This is a genomic window from Roseobacter sp. N2S, from assembly GCF_031454055.1.
Taxonomy (GTDB): Bacteria; Pseudomonadota; Alphaproteobacteria; order Rhodobacterales; family Rhodobacteraceae; genus Amylibacter.
Genome location: NZ_JAVDQB010000009.1, coordinates 1 through 21,425 on the forward strand (window position 1 = coordinate 1; position 21,425 = coordinate 21,425).

Below are 21,425 nucleotides of genomic sequence, written 5' to 3' on the forward strand. Positions count from 1 at the left end.
TCACCACTCTAAACTGTCGCGGGGTGGAGCAGCCCGGTAGCTCGTCAGGCTCATAACCTGAAGGTCGTAGGTTCAAATCCTACCCCCGCAACCAATAAAACAAGGCCTCAGAGCGATAACTCGTTCGAGGCCATTTTTGTGTGTCCGGCTAGTGTCCGGTTCCCGTTCCATTTTGATAACTCCTTTTAATGGTCAATCTGAGGATAGTCAGAACCCACTAGACCCTTTCTTATGTCCTTTTGCAAACAAAGCAGGGAGACAGTGGCGCATTCAGTCACAGGAAAATTTTGGAATTTCTAGTGGTTCATTTTGGTGCAAAGAACCGAAATGGCCATTCTAGCATGGGCATACAGAAATATTTGAGCTCGGGTTTGCCAGGATGAACGCGAGTTGCAAAAAATGGCAATTAAACATCACCCTGTTTGATCATTTACCTTTGGAAACGGACGGGCTGGATAATTGGGTTGCCATCTCTCGATGAGAAAGAGCGCAGCCGCACTTGCAGCATGGATCGCTAAGTGAACGATCCGCAAATTGACACGGGGATACCGTCCCAAGATGTTGAAACGCAGCATTGCTGAAACCGGCAAGCCGGGTAGAATCCAGAAGTTCGCTGCATTTGCCAGTCAAGCCTTCCATATCGCGAAACCAAACATTGCGAGTCCCACACTCACTCCATTTTCGTGTAATGATGTGTTCGAATCCCTTGGCCGCCGCCACCTTTGGTCTTATTGAAAACGTCAAAGCGGTTGACAGGTAAAAAGGAACGCTGGCCTCAAAGGACCAAACTTTCAATCCGTTTAAATCGTTATAGTCATGCGTGGCAAAATATGAGAGTGTCAACGTAAAATAAAAGTCGCCGAGTTCGCTCATATCACTTAAGCGATTGGGATGGGCACGCAAGAGATTCTTAAAGCTGTGTCTAGAGCCGAATTCTTGAGGTAATACTATCACTCGTCATCTAATTTGAAGCCGAACGAAAATTGTTTGTTAAGCGATTGATTCTCAATTTTTTCGATTTCATGGCCTGGATGAACAAAGAAAAGAAATGTATGCCTAGGGGGTCCTGCTAGGGCGACTGGGTAGGTGACGGTGAGTTCCAAAATTCATATTGTTGATTTGTTCTCGGGGCCTGGGGGGCTCGGTGAAGGTTTTTGTGCCTACACGACTGAGAAAAACTCCTTGAAGTATCACCTTGCGGTTTCTATCGAAAAGGATGCGGCGGCTCACAAAACCCTACGTTTGCGTGCATTCTTAAGGCGTTTTGAAAAATTTCCGGATGAGTACTATAGGTTTTTGGCGGGAGAAGGTGCACTTCCGGATTGGTCAGCATTACACCCAACTGAGTGGAAGGCTGCGATTGAAGAAGCTTGGCACGCGGAGCTTGGAACACCTGAGACGGCTGCGGCATTGGCTGCAAGAATTCAAACAATTAGGAAAACCACTCAACGGCGAACACTACTGATCGGTGGACCGCCTTGCCAAGCTTACTCCTTAGTCGGAAGATCGCGAAATGTTGGTGTTAAGAACTACATCCCGAGTAAAGATCAACGGCATTACCTATATAAGGAATATTGCCGTGTGCTTTCCGAGTTCTCCCCCAGTGTCTTCGTAATGGAGAATGTGAAAGGTATGCTCTCTTCTTCTGTTGGGGGTTCGGGGATATTTGACTCTGTTCTTAATGACTTAGAAATGTCTGGGGAAGGCTATCAGTTGTTTGCGTTGTCTGGGAAAGGGCAGCGCTTTGGCCGTCCTAATCCAAAGGATTTCGTTCTACGGTCAGAAGAGTTTGGAGTACCACAAGCCCGTCACAGGGTAATTATTGTTGGTATCAAACGTTCAATCGTTGAAAGACTTCCCGCTGATATTCTGCCGACGCTTCCGGTACATGTGAGTACATCAAAGGTCAAAGATGTTCTGCAATGCATGCCGAAACTACGAAGTGGCCTAAGTCGTAATGATGATCAGTCAAGCTGGTACGCTGCGCTTTCCGAAGCTCTTGTCGCGGTTCGGAGAGAAACATATGATTATTCAGGATCAAACAAGAAAAAGTTTCTGAACGAGTTAGACCGAGTTGCATCCACTAGTTCCAAACAAACCAAATCACGTAGATCTTCGAATTATGGCGTTTATCCGAAAAGTATCAGTGAAGACCTAAAAAACTTCCTCTTTGATGAGTCAATTTTAGGGCTCTCATGTAATGAAACTCGTGGTCATATGAGATCTGACCTTTCTCGCTATCTATTTGCGAGCTGCTTCACCCACGCTGAGGGAAGGAGCCCTAAGGCTAAAGAGTTCCCTAAGAACCTTGCACCTAACCATGCAAATTGGGAAACTGGCAAGTTTAGCGATCGTTTTCGCGTCCAAAGTTGGAATTCGCCGGGGACGACAGTAACCAGCCATATTTCTAAGGACGGTCATTACTATATTCACCCGGACGCATCACAATGCCGGAGCTTGACCGTGCGCGAGGCGGCTAGGCTGCAAACGTTCCCTGACAACTATCATTTCTTGGGAAACCGCACAGAGCAGTTTGTGCAAGTAGGCAACGCTGTACCTCCGTATTTGGCCCGCCAGATCGCCGAAGCAATCTGGCCAGTGTTCGAATGGATACATCGCGAAGAGTAGATGACTTGGCTATCTTGGGTCAGGGAAATGAGAGGATTTGACTTGGAAATTCAGATTTTTGGAGACGACGAGCGGCCCATCGATGCGTTGGTTGAGATAAAGGAAAACTCACTAACACTTCAAAGTCGTGGTGGAACAAAAGGGACTTCCCGAGCCAAAAATACAGATTACTCACTCGGTTTAAGGCTGCTTTTGAAGCGCCTCCATGAGCAAGGTTTTGACTTCATCGAGGCCTTTGTGGATAGCATTCGCGTGCAAGAATTATCCCTAGATGATCGGCGAGTATTGTCTGTTGATGAAATTGACAACACCTCAACAGAACAACTTTTTACTCTCGTTAGCAAACGAATGCAGGCGGTTGGAAAGGTTGATAAAACCAAGCTACATACGGGTAATGCTAACAAAAGGCTTAAGTTCAGCTTTTTTGAAGCGTCGGTAGAAGACTTGTTAGAACTTGTGAAGAGTACACGCGCTGACCATGGATTAGGACGACGGTCCCATCTCTCCTCAAGCGAACAGATTTGGACGGAAGGGAAGCCAGTCCTTGTTTCGCATCTGCGGCGGGAGCGTGCCGGAGGGCTAGCTCGGGCGAAAAAAGAAGCATTTATTCGCGTAAATGGTAAATTATTCTGCGAACGCTGCAAACTTGATCCCGTAGCTCATTACAGTGATCCGGTTGCCGAAGCCTGTATCGAAGTTCATCACAGTGTGACAGAAGTGGCAAACATGCTCGAAGGCCACATGACACGGTTGGAGGACTTGGAGTGCCTCTGTGCCAACTGCCACAGGCTCGTTCATGCTATATTGAAGCGGGATGCTCTTAGGTCGTGATCGATTTGGCTATAATTTAGCAAATGATCGAAAAAGTTATAGCTGCCCTTCCGAGGCTTTAATAGTCCGCTACATAGCACATAGATCACTGCATGACTGTCAGAATTTTGCCATCGAACGGGCTAGCTTTCAAAGAAGTGCACTATGTCAATGTTGGGTTGGCCAGTTCTACTGACGAACGCTCCAAACCTTTGTATAAGGTTGCTTAAAAAGGGGGTGGAAACAGAGCCAAGTCGATGATCAAGAATCTTATTTAGCTCTTCAAGAGGTTTGGTTTGAATAACTGAGAAATCAACCAACAAGGGCTCGTTTTCACCGGGCAGCGGAGGCAAGAAGTGCTTCGACTTTGAAAAATCTTGGTCAACGAACTTCTTGATTACTTTCCTAGATCTATCGCGATCTGGGGTCACTTTTAGATGGTCAATGTGAGTAGTCCAGTCTTTGTGACCTATTGTGCACTTAGCCAAAAGTACGTTCGGAACATTGGCATTTGCCATGTCACACTGCGGGCTGAGCACAATCCAAATGTCATCTGTCAGATTGAATAAGTCACCTGTGTGAGTTCTTTCAGAAGTCAAAGCCGGAACAATGTAGTTTTCGTAAGGGTGCCAGTCAGGGTTTTGATCGGTATCGAGGCCAAGTAGATCAGAAATATGACTTGCAAACTGCCGGGTCACTATTTTTGCTTGCCGTTCCGGGCTGCTGCCTGACAGAGCAGGAGTATTTTGCCATTGCGGCCAAAGTCTCTTCGAAAAGACCTCGGCGCTTGCGGCTTCAATCTGTTCTCTAGACTTTCGCAATGTGGTCATCAAATCCCATTGGTCTGATAACCAGTCTACTACAGGGCCATAACCATGACTTTTGGAAAATTTTCGGAAATGCTCCAGCTTTTCCAGCTCTGCCGATAACTCAACTACGTGTCCTGATACAACCGCCACAGGGATGCCTCGAGAATTCACCATTGAAGCGGCAAAGTCATTACCATTATCTGCGGAGCTGCCCTCGTTGTTTTTGTCAGGAAGTCTCAAATCCACGATTGCCGCATCAAATCGGCTTTGGTGGGCTCGCAGCAAACTTTCGGCATGTATCACATTGAGCTGTTTCCCTTGTTCCTTGTTGTTAGCGTTCCATTCCTCGACGGTCGTATCGAACATGTCAATCATCGCCGAGTCATCATCAAGGATTAAAATATCTAAATAATTCATGCACTTATCTTTTTGGCCGGAAATCTAATTTCAAATTGCGTTCCACCCACAAATCCTTCGTGGAAGAAAAGCTTCGCGTCTGATCGAGCAAGGGTCTCCCTCGCAATGTTGAGGCCCAAACCAGTGCCATTGTTTTTCAACGAAAACCCAACCTCAAATATTTGCTCAGCGAATTCTGTGGGAACTCCTGGTCCATTATCTTCAATTAATATGATGGCAATGTCGTCATCGCGACTGATTTTCACTTTGACGTATGGGTTCGGAATTTTGTGTTCTGTTAGCCAATAAATTGAGTTCCCAATTATGTTGATAATCGCAGTAGTAAGATCAGACGGGTATCCAATAAGTTCAAGATTTTTTGTTTCTGCAATAGTCTCGATGGGGATGTTGTGGCTAGCAAAAAGCTCTCTAGCGCCGTCAATCGTTCTGCTTGGATAGAAAAACTGCGGTTTTCCTCGTTTCCCACCGGCCAAGGGCTCCAAATTTATAAACAGGCTATTGAGTTGGAAACCGTAGTCCTTGATAAACGGTAACTTCCGTGAAAAGAACTTTTTACTTGCATCAAACCCTGGGCCTTTGCCCTTCAAAAGCGACTTGTACCTTAATAACAACTGGTCTGACGCTTCAGCTATGTAACGCGCAGCTGGAGTACCTTCATGTAGGATCTCACCAACAATTGCTCCCAAAGAAGACTTAGCCTCCAGTATCCGATGCCTCTCTTGGAGCTGCTCGATGCGATCCTGAAGTTTCGCAGATTGCTCAGAAATAATACGTTCTGCCTGCGCTCGCTCCTTGGGTTCGAGCTTTGAAACCAGCTTTCGAATTTTCGTTAGTTCTGCTAGTTCACGTGTTTCGTCAAAGGTTACATCTCTTTTGCGGGCGATCCCGGCATCACTTCGAAAAGCGTACCTCTTCGGTTCAGCGAATTGATCCAACAAAAGCAGAACGAGATCTGTAAGTCGTTGAAATGCAGCATTATCCTCAAATCCTTCCCGGCTGCTACGTTCGAGAAGGCCTGTGTCATGTTGGTCTCCAACTGAAATGACCCCGGAGATTTGATTGCGGCCAATTTTCATGGACGGGTTCTGAACTCGGCGAGAATCCAAGGTTAGCCAGTCATTCTGACTGTCACCGTAAGGCCTAATACGGAAGCCATTTCGAAATATCGAAACCCCAGAAATGCTATCTAGCATCTTTTTCGCTTCGGCCGCGGTCGTATCGCTCATACCCGCAGCCCTCATATTATTTTTTATAGTCTCTGATTCACGGTCAAAGATTGAAAGTTGAACATGAAATGCTCCAGGTGAAAGTGCACCATCATTTTTCGGAGCTTCAATTGCGATTGTTTCTGGTGCGCGGCCCGCACGTTTTATTTGGAATGTTCCGTCGAATTTTCCGGCCTCATCAAAGCTACCAATCAGTTCGTAGTCACAGGCCGTTAACAATGGAAACGCTAGAACTTGATGCTTGTCCTTCGGTTTTAGGTTAGCACTTGGAGTAACGATTTGGTCACCTGAAAAGCCACAGATGCTCTTCGTACACAACGATAAATCAAGGAAAATTTTAAAATCCTGCCCCTCATCATCAAGAACAGCTCTTGGAGATATTAACTTTCTTAGCTCCAAGTGAAGTTGCTTCAGGCGGGCTTCGTTCCAAGTCTCTTTTGTATTTCTGATCTCAATTAGTGTGCCTGTGTTGTCAGACGCAGGTTGCGAAATATAGTCAATCTCAATGTCTTTCAAGTAAACATCATCAGTGAAAATCGACCAATCCAGCTCCGGAATGAGAATTGTTTGTAATCGCCCACTGTCCTCTGCCGTCGAAACAAGTGACATTATGTCACCAAGCTTTGCTGAAGCAAAACGTCCAATTCCTTTTGAGCCCATTACCTTTCGGCTTTTCGATCTAGACAGCCTTTGCGTGGTCTTTGAAGCAGTGGCAGGTTCCATCCACTTCTGTCGAATGTCATCCAAAGTCATTCCATGCCCGTCATCCGAGACTTCGATGCGGCACTCACCTTCGTTCAAGGGTGGGAAAAATTTAACCGAAACGTAGCTTGCGTCTGCATCATAAGAGTTTTTGACGAGTTCTATTATCGCCGCTTCCGGACCGCTGATGAGCTGATCACCAATTGTTCGGATAATTTTGGCTCTAGGTTGGAAGGTTAGTTTTTTTGCCTCGCCCTGCATCGTACATATTTCCGTTGTGAAGCACCCCATCAAAGCAAGGGCGAACCTATTAAAATGGGCAGAAATTCGATATACTGAATCCCGTTTTTCGAGCCAATGTGTTTAGCCTATTATAAGAATGATAACAGGTCCATTGCCTTTGCGTCATAACGACTTATCGAAGTCTCAGGAAGAGTTCGGGATTATCTCGAGGTGGGGAGCGCTGCAGGCAGGGATGATCATATTCAAGCTTAGTTTAGTGTAACATATGGTAAGAAGTAAAACTTGTTTTGGCCAATATGTCTGACGTCAGCGCCCACTCCTTACTGAGTTTGGCATGAACGTCACTTGTGGGGTTGGGAGCAGCCGTTAGATATGTTTGTCATCGACGACGGCTTTGGGCCGGAAGTACCTTCAACACAAAGGGTGGAAAGCGGGAGTTCGGCCTCAATAAGAGCGGTGATCAAGGTCGTTTGCAGTTGTTTAAGTCAGAAAAGGCCAGACTCCCCATTAGTCTGGCCTAAGGTTGAGATCTTTAGGTGGGCAGGAGGTGTTCCAAACCCTCAGTGGGAATGTCGATTTCGAACTCGAATGGGCCACAAAATGGAGGTTTTGAGGCGGGGTTCCTGAAGCGGGGCTGTTTAGCGAAATATGTGTCCAAATACCCAAGGTAGTTCTCTTCCCAAAGGGTTGCTTCCGCTCCTACTCCAGCAAAGAATAGGGGGCCGAGGCCAATTTGGATGCGTTTTCGATCCATCTGAAAAACATGGTCGAAAGTTCTAGCTGACTTTTCCAATGGAGAGGCCGATTTTGCCATAGGTGTGTCTTCGCTTTTCAAAAACCCGTTCAACTGAGTGTCAAAAGAGAACGAGAGCCCGAGGCAGGACGCTGCCCATTCTCGAATATCCCCGTAGCGGTAATACATAGGGTCACCCTGTGTCGGGTGCAAATACATAGGAGGGACCGGATCGGGCCCTTCGCCACGGATGCGCCAGCTCTGCAGGGTCGCTGGTTTAATATTCAGGAGGGCTGCGGCTTGTGGGCTTGGCAGCAGCCACCAAGGGGGGATTAGCGGCCACTGCGCCGGTTCTTTAAATAGTTTTGCTACGGTTTTAGTGCTCATTATTTTCCTCGGTTTAGTTATCAAAGTTGGGGAGTGTAGGGTGTGCAGCCTGAGAATATACTTTCCCTTTTTTTCTTCCCTATCGGGGGTTAGAAAAAAGAATACACACCCTACACAATCTATCAGACCTGCGGCGGCGAATGCCGCACCCCAATCCCTGGCCACACGTTCCCTTTACTTGTTCGTTTCTGGCTCTGGTTCGTCCGTTTGGTAATCTCCGCCTTGAAGGTTGGCTGAGTGAAGGGCTTGGTTCCACCGCTCTCTGACCAGCGTTGATATGATCGATACAGGGCAGATGCGGAAACCTGCTGGCAAGTGCCCAGTAAACAACAGTCATCGAGGAATGCTTGAATTAAGTCCGAGCCTTCCACGTAGCGATCAGCAGCAGACGCCAGAGTGCCTGGTACCTGTAAGCCATTTTCTAAATAGTCGGCGCAGCCGTCAAGGATGCGGTTGAAAATCCCGCTCGCTTCTGCACGCAGTTTGGCAGGAAGTTCTGGGTCACAATCTGCGATGGGGATAATTTTTTCAAATGGAACCAAGATCAAGCGGCGCGCCAAAGCAGAGTCACCGCCATCGATTACCGGCAAATTGTTGGTGACCATGAACATGACGAACTCGGCTCGGAACTCGAAATGTTCTTTGTACAAAGCCCGTGCAGCGATAGTATCACCGCCTGTGATGCGCTTTACCAATGCCGCGTCGAGGATCTCGCCTGTTGAGAGTTCGGAAGTAGAAACCATCCGGGCACCCTTCAGGCGGGCGAGATCATTCCTTACACTCGCATTTTTCTGTTTGATGAAGCTGCTAGGTTCCGCGCTGCAGGCATAGTCCCCCATGATGTGCGAAATAATCTCTACCAGTGTGGACTTGCCGTTTCGTCCTGGCCCATGGAGGATTGCAAAAACTTGCCGTTTGGGCTCGCCCAACAAAGCATAGCCGAAAAGGCGAAGGACAAAAGCGGCCTCTTCTGGAGCCAAACAGGCCGTCAGGAAGGCGTCGAAAGTAGGGCATGCGGCTGCTTCATCGTAGTGCGCGTTGGCAATTTTGGTCAGATTGTCCTCCTTGGAATGGGAGCGGAGTTCCCGTGAGACCAGCGATAAAGTACCATTCGGCAGGTTGATTTCGTTGGGGGCCTTGTCAAACTCATCGAATGGCTGGACGATCCGCGGATCGGTGGCGATCAATTCGACCATACGCTTCACCTTTGACGCAGTTAGAAGCTGCCCCGCAGCCTTGAGCGCGGTACGGTCTCCCGTGGCAGTCATTTGTGCAGAGTGATTTTCAAGCGCACATTTCACCTGCTCTGTGACGTGCGCAGCCCCGAAGTCGGGAACCCAGTGGGTCCCAGCGTAACACAACCAGTTGGTTGCTCCTGTACGACATACAGTAGGGGCTACTTCTTGGGCGATGCGACGGGCAAGGGGAATGTCATCCACTTCCACAGATACTGCCGGTTCGTAGCGGGCGATGCTCGTGGCGATTGCATCTACTTCATCCAAAGGGAGTGGAAACGCTGCCATTTGATTTGTTAAATGCAGCTGACTTGCGATTTGTTCCTCAGAATGCCCTTTGCGGCGTAACCATCCAGCTTGACTTGCAAGGTCACTGTTGCGAGAGCCCGGCTGCATCAAGCCAGTCGGCGCGCGGTTGGAGTTGGCTGCAGGGCGCTGCAGGGTGGTGAGGCGTGCCATAAGTTTGGAGGGAGCTTCGGGAATTCTTTTAAACATCTTCGTTCATCCATTCGTATTGGAAACCGGACTTGTGGGTAGAGGGTGGAGCGATGACGTACCCCCCGTTGGCGCGGACATCGATGTGTTCCGCAATCTTGCTGGCTGAGTTATTGATCTCTTGGTTATGCATTTTCAGGTAGATGTGAAGACCACCGCTACCTGTCTTTACGAGGGCATCTTTAGGCAGGCTTCCAACTTCGGTTTCGAGAAACTTCAACGATGCCGCGCCCGACTTTCCGTTGGCGACATCGACGTCGATCACGAAGACACCGGAAACTTCTCCGGTTGCGATTGCGACGTTGGCGTTGGGGTAATCATTCCACCATGCCTTGATGGTTTCAGCATCCATCGAAGCAATCTTGAAACCTCCTCCAAGGATCGGATGCTTGCCTGGGCTTGAGCAGGCGATGTTGCCGCAAGAACACTGACCGTCTTCGATCCATTGGGTCGGAAAGACGGCGAGCCCTTCCTCAGCATATCTGAGAGCGTATTCCAACGTGTTCATGCGACACCTCCCGTAAAGGAACGGGTTGGCTGTGTTTCGTTGGCTACCAGCCATGCCTCTACTGCGTTTTTACGGTAGAGAATGGTTCGGCCGACGGATACTCGGGGAGGTCCGACGCGAAGGGCGTGCCAGCGGCTCAATGTCCGCCGAGAAACGCCGAGACACCTGGCTACTTCTCCTGGGGTCAGGTGGTTTGCATTGTTTGACATCATATTTCCTCATGTTGCTTCGAATGAGGAAATAATATCTCTACCTGTCAGACACCGCTGGCGATTGAAACGTCGATGCCGGTATCTCCCATGTCAAAAGCGCCTTCGAATTCTTCAAGAGCGCTTAAGTATTCCTTGACTGCGTCCAGCCCTCGACGGCCATCGATCACACCTGCGCTTCCCCAAAGGTCGTGTTTTCCTTCCAGGATCGAAAGAAGCATTTCTGGGTCGGTAACGAACGACTCTCGAGAATACCAAACTGCGAGAAAAGCGTATAGGCGAGGAGGCATTTTTGGTTTTTGGCCACCGCCTTGCCGTGTGAGACCCAGAATTCGATTCACATGAGAGGAGGTAAGTGTGATGTCTTTGTGTACTTGATCGCTGTTGTAGTCCAACAAGTAAACATGCTCTACGCCTCGATGCTTACCTGGCAGTCGCAAGTCAAAGTACTTCCAGCTTTCGCTGCGCAACTCGTGTTTCTTGTTATCGAACCGCGAACTCGTGTCATTACCAAGCCAATGGATGAAGGCAGTAGCCTTGAGTCCCCCTTGGCGGAGATTTGAAAGCACCCTTTCAAATTGAAGGTCGTCCAAGTGTTTGAAAAGATAGTCGGCCGTTACAGTTCTGTTAGGCAGCGGGTCTGAAAGGCCAGATTTGAGTGAGATATTCAATTCGAAATCATCCCCGGTATTTTGTTTGCAGCACGTCTCAATGGGTCGTCCATCAGGTGCGCGTAACGCATTGTTGTTTGGTGCTGGGAGTGCCCCAACAGCTTTCCAATTGTTTCAAGGGTTTCTCCGCTGGACACCAGGATTGAAGCAAAGGAGTGGCGCAAGTCGTGAATGCGTAAATCGGGAAGTTCCACTTCTAATCTCAACCACCGCCATGGGCTGTTGAGATCAGACATATGTGTCCCTGTTGACGTTGGAAACAGAAATTTACTGCCCGCCGTTTCATGCATACTCGCCAACAAAAGCAATGCTTCGTTGGATAACGGGATCCGTTTTTTCTTTCGATCTTTACTTTTGTGTGGCGGGCGATTCCATATCCCAATATCTAGATTCAGATCCTCCCACTCCAAACCGAGAACTTCTCCTCGGCGCGCGCCAGTCAGGATTAGTAGTCGAACGGCATTGGCTGCCTTTTGGTTTTTCATATTTTCCAAAGCCGCAAATACACGCTCATATTCTTCAGCGGTCAGGTATTTCTCACGAGCATGCTCGGAGTTGCGTCGAAACCCATCTGCGGGATTTTTCTCGATCCATTCCCACCTGATAGCAAGGTTGATAGCCTTCCTAAGAACCTCCAAAACCCGGTTTGCGCGGGTCGGGGTCCTTTCGCTAATTTTGGCATGCAGGCGGTCAATTTGGCGACTACTCAGCTCTCTAAGTGGAATTGGGGACAGTTCCGGTAGGATGTGGTTCGCCCACATCCCTTTTTGGTCTGTCTGGCTTCTCTGAGATAGGGTTGGAAAGTGAACCTTCTCGTATTCCAACCAAAGGTCTCCTACGGTTGGAGCCTCTCGGCGCTCAATTCTCTTGTCTAGAGGGTCAATCCCCTGATCGATTAGGCGACGCAGCTCACGGGCTTTCTCACGGGCTGCAGCCGCGCTCCAGGCAGGCCACTTGCCTATCGTGAACCTGCGCTCTCGTCTGTTGATATGGTAATTCAGAATGAAGGACTTGGTACCGGCCTTAGTGGCTCGAATACCAAAGCCAGGGATTTCGCTGTCGTAATGAATTTTGTGGTTGGCTGTTGGGGGTATTATTTTTTTAACAATAGTCTCGTTGAGCTTTGGCATAATATGTCCGTGCTGTGTCCGGCAAAGTGAAGGTTGTTAGTGGCATTCCGTGACGCCTTGTGTCAAACAGAAGTCAATCAATTTCATGAAATCAAAGGGAAAATCACCATATTCATGTGATTGTTGTCCCCATGGCACGCAGGCTCATAACCTGAAGGTCGTAGGTTCAAATCCTACCCCCGCAACCAAAATCATGGTTTAGAATAAAGCCCCCTGTTAAATACGCAAAGCCGAATTCTTGCCTCGATGTGACGTGCGAGCGTCTGGCTGGTGTCTTACCGCAACTAAGACGGAAAAGATGGCTGGTCGGCCGTTCTTGAACTTCCTTTGTGTCACCAAGCTGCTATGCCCCGCGCACAAGAATAAGCTACAGCAGGCACAGAGCACCATGATCACGCATCCTATTCCTTTTAATGAAGACTCTCGCGTACAGGCGACGTTGAATGTTCCCGGTCTGACACGCGAGAATGAGGTGCTTTTTGACACGCTGTGTTCAGCGGCGGCATCGCTTTTGGGCTGTCCGATTTCCCATATCAGCGTCGTTGAGGAAAGCACGCAGTGGTATAAGTCCGTGGTGGGCATTGCGCTGGATGAGATGCCGAAGAACAATTCTTTTTGCACGCATACAATCATGTCCGGCGCGCCGATGGTGATCCCCGATCTTAGCAAAAACCCGAAATTCATGGATCATCCCATGGTGGCGGAAGGCGGGCCGCAGGCGCGGTATTATGCGGGTGTGCCGCTGATCCTGTCGTCCGGGTTTCGGTTTGGCAGCCTGTTTGTGCTGGATTTTGTACCCCATGACAGGCCGACAGACAGCGAACTGGCAACACTTGAACATCTGGGCCGTGCTGTTGTTGCCGCCTTGGAAAAAGCCCCTGCGGCCCCCGCGAAAGAGCTGGGGGGATCAGTTGAGGACACGTTTTTGACCTTGGTGGGGCATGAATTGCGCACCCCTTTGACGGTGATCCACGGGGCGATTGGCATGTTGGATGCGCGGATGACGGACGCGCTTAACAAAAAATTATCCACCAGTGCGGTAAAGTCCAGCCAACACCTGTCAAAACTGATTTCAACGATTCTGGATTTCAGCGATCTGCGCACCGGGGAGTTGCGTTTGAATGAAGAAGCCACCGACCTTACTGCACTGGTCGCCGAGTTGCACCAAGATCACGTCGCCGCGACGCTTGCGGCTGGCAAGACGTTTGCAACGCCGATCTGCGAGCTGACACAGCCCGTTCTGGTTGATGGAGCGCATATTAAGGTCTGTATGATCTCTTTGTTGATGAATTCTGTGCTGCATGGCGGCCCGTCGATTGCGCTGAATGTTGGGCGGGATGCTGATGGGAATGTGGAAATTCGGGTCAGTGATGACGGGCAAATTGATGACAGTGTGGAACTGTCACGGCTGTATAAGCCCTTTATTGTGGGCGGTAATCTGAACAATCGCGGCACGCAGGGCGGGCTGGGGCTTGGGTTGCCGCTGACCCGTCGTTTAACCGAATTGCACGGGGGCGAATTCGAAGTGATCGTCAGCGAGGCGGGCACCACGGCTTGTATCCGTCTGCCAAAATGGCGCTGTATGGTTTAACCTTTTGCAAGGGGCTGGTCTGCCGTTAAGGTTTTGCCAACCCCTGCCGCAACCCGCCTGATACAAGCGTTGCTGCGTCGGCGGCGATCAGCAGAACGTTTGCGTGGGGCGGGGCGACCAGATATCTGGGGTGCCAGTTTGGGTCGAACTTGTTCTTAAAGTTTCGCAACCCGTCGAAGTTGTAAAAATGCCCACCGTACCGATAGACAAATGCGCCAAGCTTCATGGTCCAGCGGCTGCCACGGCGGGTTTCCAGACCGGCCAGCGGGGCCATGCCAAGGCTGAAATTTGCGTAGCCTTCAGCTTTGAGGTGCAGCATCAATTCGGTGAACAAATAGTCCATCAATCCAGAGGGGGCATCATCAACGTGGCGCATCAGATCAATGGTTGCGGTGGCTTTCTGGGCGGTGCTTAACACATTGGCAAAGGCCACAACGCGGCCTTCAAAACGCACCACGGCGATGGGGAACTGACGCAGGTAATCGGGGTCAAACCGCCCGACAGAGAACTGCTTTTCCGTGCTGTTTTTATCGGCCAGCCATTGATCGGAAATGATCCGCAAAGTGGACAGGGTATCATCGTCAACGGGGGCGGGCAGAATGTCAAAACTTAGCCCGTCGCGGCCTGCGCGACTGTGGGCGGTGCGCAGTTTTTTACGCGCGCTGCCGTCCAGTGAAAATTCTGCCAGCGGGACCACGGCTTCTTCGCCCATTTTATGCAGGGCGAACCCCATTTCGATCCACAGGCCCAGATTGTCTGGTGGGACTTCGTAAAACACGGGCCGCGCGTTTGCGGCATTTGCCGCATCGACGAATTCCCAAGCCAGTTGCGCGGATTCTGCGGGGTCGCCCACAGGGTCGCCAAGGGCAATCCACGAGCGGCCTTGGACGCGGTACATCAAAAATGACCGTCCGCTGTCAGAAAACAGCAAGGATTTGTCACCGGTGAGTGCGAAATTTGCGTCCGGATTGGGTTGGGTGGCGATGACGTTTCGGGCTTGGGCGATTTCGTCAGGGCTGGCCAGTCGGGTGGCCACACGGGGTGGACGCAGGGAGGCCAGCAAGGCAAACAAGCCGATGGCCAAGGCTCCGATTAAACCCGCTCGCATAGCGCGGGGCGCGCTTTGGTCGGTGGCGAATTGCCACCATAATTCATGGCGATAAAGCGTGGCTTTATGGGCAAAGAAATAGACCGCGAGTGCAGCGATGATGATGGAACCCAGCAAAAGCAACCAGCGCAGGGACAGCGGGTTTCGAGTCAGGCGGGCGCTGCGGTAGAACTCGCGGCGGCAGGGCAGCAGGATCAAGGTCATCAGGAACAGTATGGCGGCCCGTTCATAATCCAGCCCGTGCAGAAGCGAGGCGACCATGCCAGCGATCAGGGCGGTTAACGCCAGCCAATAAGCGCCCTCAACCCGCCGGAACAACCCGTGCGCGATGATTAAAAGAGCAGCCCCGATGGCGCTGGACAGCAAGGCGCCGCCTTCAACAAAGCCAAGGGGCAGGATCATTTCCATTTCCTCGGCCACGGCGCTGGAGGCGGGGATCAGGGCGGACAGCAGCAAAAAAACGCCAGAGACAAAGATCATGCCGGACAGCGCAAGGGGGGCGACCGAGCTGACCGCCTTGAAGATCGGCGCAAGGGCTTGCATCTGCACAGATTGGGTTTTGGCGCTGGCCATGCGCAGCTCGCTTAACGCAAGAATGACCAAGGCCAAAGCGAAGGGGACGATGTAGTAAATCAACCGATATAGCAGCAGGCCTGCGGCGGCTTGGTCGACGGGCACCGAGTCGGGAAGGGCGGTGAGGATGACGGTTTCAAACACGCCCACACCGCCCGGCACATGGCTGGCAACCCCTGCAAGGATCGCGGCGGCAAAGACCGCAAGGAAGGTGGCAAAACCCAGATCGCTGGGGGGCAGCAACAGGTATAAAACGGTGGCGGCCATCAGAATATCCACGGCTGTAAACAGGATTTGGCCCCCGATCAGCGGCAGGCTCGGGCGTTTAAAGCGGTGGCCGCGAAAGGTTATTTCGGATTTGCGCAGGACAAGGGCCAGCAATAGTCCAACGGCGACCAACAGCGCGGCGATGCCGATCAGCCGCAGGGTGTGGGGCGCAACCGTGGTTAACGATTGTAGCGCATAGGGGTGATAAGCCAACGCACCAAAGCCGATGATCGTAGCCCCCAGCCCAAAAGCCACAGAGCCAAACACCGCGATGGCGGCAATATCATAGCCCGTCAGCCCCAGCGAGGCGTAGATCCGATAGCGCACAGCCCCCCCTGTGACGGGTCCAGCGCCGATGGTATTGCCCAATGCATAGCCCAGAAACCCGCCTGTCATGATCACCGGCAGGGGCAGCTTTTTACCCAGATAGCGCAGGGCGGACCAGTCGTATCCGATCAAGGCGGCGTAGCCTGTCAGCATGGCCAGAAGGGACAGGGCGATAATGTGCCAGGGGGTGCCACGCACCTGTGCCATCACGTCTTTGAAATTAACCGGTTTTAGCAAATGATACAGCGCAAAAGCCCCAAGCGCGAACAACCCCGCTGTCAGCAGATAGGGAAACGCGGCTTTCAAGCGGCTCAAGACAGAGGTTTGTGTCGCATTTTCGGTTTCAGCCATGGGTTCATACTCTATTGGTTGGTGTGGTTTGCTCATGGGTTCTGCGCGTGGATTAATCAATCTGCGCGTTTGCGGGGCTATTGAACAAGGCGCAGCAGGAAAACGAACAGGGTGGCCAGAAGGAGCGCCAGCATCATGGCGAACATGACCTCTATCCAGCCGAATAACACGCCGTCAGAATGCTGCCTGTTCAACTGTCCGCGCGTTGCCAGAAAGCGCAGCGTTGACAAGATAACCAGCAGCGCGCTGAGCCCGACGAGGGCTTGGCCTGTCCACAGGGCGGGGCTGACGTCGGGGATTTTTTCAATCAGGATGCCAAAACCGGCAACAGCGACGGCTGTTCTGATCCATGACAGGAAGGTTCTTTCATTGGCGGCGTGGTTCTGGAAATTGTCGATCATTGGCGGCCTCTGGTGGGGGTGCCTGTGGTCTGAACCGAAGGCGGGCAATTGGTTTTGGTCTAGTTTAGTGGATTTATCAGATTTTCAGAGGATTAACTTGAAGAGTGGCAGCACATAAACCCCAAGAAAGAAACATTACACAGATGTAATAAAGCGGGCAGGCAGGTGTCATATCCAATTCTCAGATCTGTAGAGAAGCGAAAAGGAGAGTGAAACATGGACAAGATTAAAACAGCAGTGGCCAGCGGCCTGACCGCGATGGTTCTATTGGCGGGCTTGGGGCTAAGTGTGATGATGCTGGGCTTTGCAGTTATTTTGGGCGGGGTGCTGGCGCTTGCGTTGCGGTTGGGTGCGGGCGTGTCGTTTGAGCAATCAAACCCGCCCCGCACGAATGATGACACGTCGGTCCAAGGCCGTGACACACACGGGCAGGCAGCACCGGTTTAACCCTACACATCCCCGTAATCCTTCAGGGCGGCAAGGAAACTTGCCACCCTTTTTGGTGTTGGGTTTCGGGACGGGCAGGCCCGCAAACAAGATTACAATTTGGTAATGCCCCGTGCAGGGTCGCGACATGCCAAGGGTCCATATTGCGGGTATTGGACGACACACCGTTGTCCTGCACACAGGAGACTACCGATGAAACGGAACAGATTTTTCACCGCTGCCACGACAACTTTACTGGCGCTGAGCGCGGTTTCGGGGGCGGCTTTGGCCTCGGAAACCCATGATGCTGCGGAATTGCAGCAATTTCTAAAGGACAACCCCTCCATGACCGCTTTGGTTGATCCTGTCCAAACAGCCACGGGGGGCACCGTTGTCGGAATGGAGTTGGACGATGAAAAAACCGCAGATGTGACGCTGGTAGAGGTCGATGTGAAAATGGCCGATGGGTCAACGCAGGCTTTTATGGTGAACCCGCAGACCAAAGCGGTGATGGCGCAGCAGGAAAAGCGCGATGACGAAGATGGCGACGGCGTTGATAGCGGCGCTGAAACCGAGGTTGAAAACGACTAGGCGCACGGTCTGTTTTTTGATTTGCGAAAATCTGTGTGGCCTTACGGGGCCGCACACTTATTTGTTTTAAACGTTATTTTACGCTGTGCCGCGTCAGGGCAGACTCGGCCAGAACCCCCAAGGGCAGCATCAGCAAATGGGCAAAATCGGCGATCGGATCGGGTAGGAAAATAAGTTTGGCCACAAGCAGGGTCATCAGCCCCGCCACAGCGATGCCACGCCAGTGCAGGTGATAAAGGCTTGCGCCGATCAACCCGAAACCACCCGCCGACATGCCCACATCAAAAGTATCTGCAAGGTTTGACAGCCCGTCGAATACGGCCCATTCAAGGCCATTGATCAGGCCGAACATCAAAATCAACGTCCCACTGATATCAAGTGTAAAGAACATCAGGATCGCCCGTTTGGTGCCTTGATGCCATTCATACCAACCGATTGCAGCAGTGGCCAAAAGCACCTGACGGATCAGCATGCCCGTGTCATGGGACAAAAAAGACCCGCTGATCAGGCGATACCATTCGCCCTGTTCAAGACGGGTCAGGCTGACACCATAGCTGGCCAGATCGCTGAAACGCAGGTCTTCAAAAACCACGCCAAGGCGGGTGTTGCTGATCAACATGATCCCGACAAAAACGGGCATAAACAACAACCGCAAGCCAGGCCTCGGGCGCGGTGAGGGGGTGTTTTTCATGGCGTGACGGCTCGGGTTAAACAATCAGGGCTGGGGTTTTACCTGTCTGACATCAACACGATGTGGCGGGCGGGTGCAAGTCTGCGGCGGGGCGCAAATATTACCAAATTGTATTGTGCCCCGAATGTCAGCGTAACGCGGGGATGTTCAGCAGGGGCACCGGATCCCGCAGGCAGCAGGACACCGGTTCACCCCTTTGAAAGGAACCGACCCATGGGACAGACCCCCGCAGTGAATGTAAGCAGTGGTAATGCGCAATCGATGACCGACGCGACAACAGGGAGGGTGATTTACAACCGCGTTCCGCAAGTGACCTGGGATTTCTGGTTGGTCAAATTGCTGGCCGTAACCGTGGGCGAGACCGCCGCCGATTTGATCGCGGGCAATCTGGGGATGGGGCTGACCAATACCTCGGTGATTATGTCGGTGTTTCTGGCTGTGGCGCTGGTAGTGCAGTTTAGGCAACAAAAATATGTGCCATGGATTTACTGGCTGACGGTTGTTCTGGTCAGTGTGGTTGGCACGCTGGTGACAGATAATTTCATCGACAATCTGGGATGGGCCTTTACGCCAATCACCTTGATGTTCGCAGCGGCACTGGCGGCGACCTTTGCGCTGTGGGCCTTGGTTGAAAAAACCCTGTCGATCCATTCAATCTATACCTTCCGCCGCGAGGCATTTTACTGGCTGGCGATCCTGTTCACCTTTGCGCTTGGCACATCCGCGGGGGATCAACTGGCCGAGGGTTTAGGCGCTGGCTTCCTGTTGTCCGGCGTGATGTATGGCGGTGTTATTCTGGGGATTACGGCCTTGTTCTACACCGGAAAAATGAACGGTATTCTGGCCTTTTGGCTGGCCTATATCGTGACCCGCCCGATGGGGGCCTCGTTCGGGGATTTCCTGTCACAGCCTGTGGCGGATGGCGGGCTTGGCTTGGGCACCATCGTTACAAGCCTGATCTTTTTCGCCGCAATCGGGGGGACGGTGCTGTATATGACCCGTTCCAAAGACGGGTTGGAGCAAGCCGCGCAATAGCCGGTTCCGCATCCCATATACACTGACGCGAAACAGACCCGCCTTATTCCGAAAGGCGGGTTTTTCGGCCCCTTCCGACCAGCATCGGGGATTGGGGCAAGCGGTGTCGGGCTTGGGTGGTTTACAATCCTTGCAAGACGGTTATAGCCCTATGTGTTTCTACAGGAGTTCACCGTGAAAAGCACCGTTTCGCCAAGCCCGCAAGACAGAGCAGAGCTCTGGAGCCACCGGTTGTTCCTGTTGACGATTCTTGGCAAGGGACTGTTGGGGGTGATCCAGATTGCCACGGCGATTGCGATCCAGATGGGGCTTATTCAGGCGTTGCCTGCGATTGCCAAGTGGGTGTTCAAAGAAGAACTGGCCGATGATCCGAAAGATTATCTCGCCACTAAAATTGTGGAACTGGCGGGCATCATTCCCCAATCGGAACTGACCTTTTACACGGTCTATTTTGCCGCCCACGGGGCGTTGCATGTGGTAGTGGTTGCGGCGCTGTTATACGGGGCCAGATGGGCCTATCACGCGGCGATTTTTGTGCTGGCGGCCTTTGTCGTCTATCAGATGATTGAATGGTTTTCGGTCGGTGGACCGGTGCTTCTGGTGCTGACAGCCATTGATCTGGTGGTGATTTATCTGACGGTTCTGGAAGAAAAGCGCAAAGAAAAGCACGGGTTTAACACGGCCTCGAAAAACCCGCCTGAAAACCAGTCAGCTTAGGGCGACCAGAACCGATCCGGTGGCGATAAATGCCACGCCAGCCCAGCCCATCGCGCTGAGCTTTTCGCCAAGGAAGATCGCGGCGATCACAGCGACGAAGACAACGCTTAACTTATCGACAGGCGCCACTTTAGAGGCCTCGCCAAGATGCATGGCGCGGAAATAACACAGCCAGGATGCGCCTGTTGCCAGCCCCGACAGCACCAGAAATCCCGTGGCTTTCGGGGTTAAATGGGACAGGCCCGTGGCGTTTTGCTTCCATAAAACGATCAAGCCCAGCAGGATAACGATGACGATGGTGCGCAGAAATGTCGCCATATCGGGGTCGATTTCAGACACGCCAAGTTTGGCGAAAATTGCTGTCAGGGACGCAAAAACAGCCGCCAAAAGCGCCCAGAATTGCCAGTAGCCTGCCAAATATGCCATGTTATCGTCTTTCTGTTAGGGTCAGGTTTGCGCGTTTCAATCCGGAATGCCCCACCAAACCAACGTGCTACGCAAATGGGTGCGGATGGCGGTGAGGGTTGCTTCTGTATCGCGGGCTTCAAGGGCGGAAATGATTGTCAGGTGTTCTTCCATGGCCGATGCGATGCGATTGGCAAGAAACGGGCGGGTGTTCTGGATGATCGAAATCCGCTCGCGGTTTTCAGTATAAAGCCGCGTGGCCAGCGGCGAGGTGTTACCCGCCGCCAGCGCATTGTGCAGCGATAAATCGGTTGTGATTGCCCGCAGGGTCAATTCGGGGCTCATCTGTGTTTGGGCGGCATCGCGCAATTCTTCATGGGCGTCACGCAGGGCGGCGAGGGGGATATGCTCGGACTGTTCGATCAAACGGCGCGCGCCCTCGCAATCAAAAACCATCCGCAATTCCATACATTCGCGCGTGGTGTCCGGCCCCGCATCCATGATCATCACGCCCCGTTTGGGGATGACGCTGACAAGGCCACCTGCTTCGGCCCGTTTAACAGCGTCGCGCACGGCGGCCATGGGCAGCTCCAGCTGTTTCACCAACACTGGCATGGACAAAAAGGTGCCGCTGCCCAAACGACCGTCGCGCAATTGGGCGATCAGCGCCTGATAGGCCTGTTCGGTCATCAAATCCGGCGGGGTTGAACCCGAATTATCTGGCATAAGCTGAAAGTCC

Annotated in this window: 21 protein-coding genes and 1 tRNA gene; 8 read left to right on the top strand and 14 right to left on the bottom strand. The window is 51.8% G+C overall.

The features are described 5' to 3' along the window. Nucleotides 1-17 precede the first annotated feature (17 nt). A tRNA-Met gene (locus GGE09_RS17700) sits at nt 18-94 on the top strand. A 332-nt stretch (nt 95-426) separates the two neighbouring features. Here the strand turns inward: GGE09_RS17700 and GGE09_RS17705 are convergent. After that, nucleotides 427-873 carry a hypothetical protein gene (locus tag GGE09_RS17705; RefSeq protein WP_309747507.1) on the bottom strand — a complete coding sequence of 149 codons (447 nt, stop codon included), beginning with the start codon at nt 871-873 and terminating at the stop codon, nt 427-429. Between the two features lie 213 nt (nt 874-1,086). On the opposite strand from GGE09_RS17705, the gene GGE09_RS17710 reads away from it, so the two are divergent. Both GGE09_RS17710 and GGE09_RS17715 read left to right on the top strand, forming a co-directional pair. Next, nucleotides 1,087-2,628 (top strand): DNA cytosine methyltransferase, encoded by a 1,542-nt coding sequence (locus GGE09_RS17710; RefSeq protein ID WP_309747508.1) that lies wholly within the window; start codon nt 1,087-1,089, stop codon nt 2,626-2,628. Between the two features lie 42 nt (nt 2,629-2,670). After that, nucleotides 2,671-3,459 (top strand): hypothetical protein, encoded by a 789-nt coding sequence (locus GGE09_RS17715; RefSeq protein WP_309747509.1) that lies wholly within the window; start codon nt 2,671-2,673, stop codon nt 3,457-3,459. A gap of 122 nt (nt 3,460-3,581) precedes the next feature. Here the strand turns inward: GGE09_RS17715 and GGE09_RS17720 are convergent, their stop codons facing one another. From GGE09_RS17720 to GGE09_RS17755, 8 genes are all read right to left on the bottom strand, one after another. Beyond that, nucleotides 3,582-4,664: a response regulator gene (locus tag GGE09_RS17720; protein WP_309747510.1), complete on the bottom strand. Its 1,083-nt coding sequence runs from the start codon at nt 4,662-4,664 to the stop codon at nt 3,582-3,584. Beyond that, nucleotides 4,661-6,853, bottom strand: a complete 2,193-nt coding sequence (locus tag GGE09_RS17725; protein WP_309747511.1) for an ATP-binding protein — start codon at nt 6,851-6,853, stop codon at nt 4,661-4,663. Before GGE09_RS17725 ends, GGE09_RS17720 begins: the two co-directional genes overlap by 4 nt. A gap of 514 nt (nt 6,854-7,367) precedes the next feature. Continuing rightward, the gene (locus GGE09_RS17730) at nt 7,368-7,955 is read right to left on the bottom strand and encodes a helix-turn-helix domain-containing protein (protein WP_309747512.1); all 588 of its coding nucleotides are present in this window, start codon (nt 7,953-7,955) and stop codon (nt 7,368-7,370) included. A 122-nt stretch (nt 7,956-8,077) separates the two neighbouring features. Then, nucleotides 8,078-9,685: a phage/plasmid primase, P4 family gene (locus GGE09_RS17735; protein WP_309747513.1), complete on the bottom strand. Its 1,608-nt coding sequence runs from the start codon at nt 9,683-9,685 to the stop codon at nt 8,078-8,080. Beyond that, a complete protein-coding gene (locus GGE09_RS17740; RefSeq protein ID WP_309747514.1) occupies nt 9,678-10,193 on the bottom strand; it encodes a bifunctional DNA primase/polymerase in 516 nt (171 codons plus the stop codon). Before GGE09_RS17740 ends, GGE09_RS17735 begins: the two co-directional genes overlap by 8 nt. Further along, on the bottom strand, nt 10,190-10,405 hold the full coding sequence (locus GGE09_RS17745; protein ID WP_309747515.1) for a helix-turn-helix domain-containing protein: 216 nt from the start codon (nt 10,403-10,405) through the stop codon (nt 10,190-10,192). Before GGE09_RS17745 ends, GGE09_RS17740 begins: the two co-directional genes overlap by 4 nt. Before the next feature lie 44 nt (nt 10,406-10,449). After that, on the bottom strand, nt 10,450-11,073 hold the full coding sequence (locus GGE09_RS17750) for a hypothetical protein (RefSeq protein WP_309747516.1): 624 nt from the start codon (nt 11,071-11,073) through the stop codon (nt 10,450-10,452). Further along, entirely contained in the window at nt 11,070-12,203 is a 1,134-nt protein-coding gene (locus GGE09_RS17755) for a tyrosine-type recombinase/integrase (RefSeq protein ID WP_309747517.1), read from the bottom strand. The genes GGE09_RS17750 and GGE09_RS17755 overlap by 4 nt, the downstream gene beginning before the upstream one ends. 388 nt (nt 12,204-12,591) lie before the next feature. Here GGE09_RS17755 and GGE09_RS17760 point away from each other — a divergent pair, with 388 nt between their 5' ends. Continuing rightward, a complete protein-coding gene (locus GGE09_RS17760; protein WP_309747518.1) occupies nt 12,592-13,794 on the top strand; it encodes a GAF domain-containing sensor histidine kinase in 1,203 nt (400 codons plus the stop codon). A 25-nt stretch (nt 13,795-13,819) separates the two neighbouring features. Here the strand turns inward: GGE09_RS17760 and mprF are convergent, their stop codons facing one another. Further along, nucleotides 13,820-16,420 (bottom strand): bifunctional lysylphosphatidylglycerol flippase/synthetase MprF, encoded by a 2,601-nt coding sequence (mprF, locus tag GGE09_RS17765; RefSeq protein WP_309747519.1) that lies wholly within the window; start codon nt 16,418-16,420, stop codon nt 13,820-13,822. Between the two features lie 77 nt (nt 16,421-16,497). Then, nucleotides 16,498-16,821, bottom strand: coding sequence for a DUF202 domain-containing protein (locus GGE09_RS17770; RefSeq protein WP_309747520.1), 324 nt, complete (start codon nt 16,819-16,821; stop codon nt 16,498-16,500). Nucleotides 16,822-17,037: 216 nt separating this feature from the next. Between GGE09_RS17770 and GGE09_RS17775 the strand changes: the two genes are divergently transcribed. After that, nucleotides 17,038-17,268 (top strand): hypothetical protein, encoded by a 231-nt coding sequence (locus GGE09_RS17775; RefSeq protein ID WP_309747521.1) that lies wholly within the window; start codon nt 17,038-17,040, stop codon nt 17,266-17,268. 192 nt (nt 17,269-17,460) lie between these two features. Continuing rightward, entirely contained in the window at nt 17,461-17,838 is a 378-nt protein-coding gene (locus tag GGE09_RS17780) for a hypothetical protein (protein WP_309747522.1), read from the top strand. 73 nt (nt 17,839-17,911) lie between these two features. Here the strand turns inward: GGE09_RS17780 and GGE09_RS17785 are convergent, their stop codons facing one another. Continuing rightward, nucleotides 17,912-18,478 (bottom strand): hypothetical protein, encoded by a 567-nt coding sequence (locus GGE09_RS17785; protein ID WP_309747523.1) that lies wholly within the window; start codon nt 18,476-18,478, stop codon nt 17,912-17,914. Nucleotides 18,479-18,742: 264 nt separating this feature from the next. Between GGE09_RS17785 and GGE09_RS17790 the strand changes: the two genes are divergently transcribed. Then, complete coding sequence (locus tag GGE09_RS17790) at nt 18,743-19,564, top strand: hypothetical protein (RefSeq protein ID WP_309747524.1); 822 nt, start codon at nt 18,743-18,745, stop codon at nt 19,562-19,564. 174 nt (nt 19,565-19,738) lie between these two features. Beyond that, nucleotides 19,739-20,281, top strand: coding sequence for a DUF2127 domain-containing protein (locus tag GGE09_RS17795; protein WP_309747525.1), 543 nt, complete (start codon nt 19,739-19,741; stop codon nt 20,279-20,281). Here GGE09_RS17795 and GGE09_RS17800 read toward each other — a convergent pair. Together GGE09_RS17800 and GGE09_RS17805 are read right to left on the bottom strand one after the other, a co-directional pair. Beyond that, nucleotides 20,273-20,707 (bottom strand): EamA family transporter, encoded by a 435-nt coding sequence (locus tag GGE09_RS17800; RefSeq protein WP_309747526.1) that lies wholly within the window; start codon nt 20,705-20,707, stop codon nt 20,273-20,275. The two genes, GGE09_RS17795 and GGE09_RS17800, sit on opposite strands and share 9 nt — an antisense overlap. 36 nt (nt 20,708-20,743) lie before the next feature. Continuing rightward, nucleotides 20,744-21,412 (bottom strand): GntR family transcriptional regulator, encoded by a 669-nt coding sequence (locus tag GGE09_RS17805; protein WP_309747527.1) that lies wholly within the window; start codon nt 21,410-21,412, stop codon nt 20,744-20,746. Nucleotides 21,413-21,425: the final 13 nt, after the last annotated feature.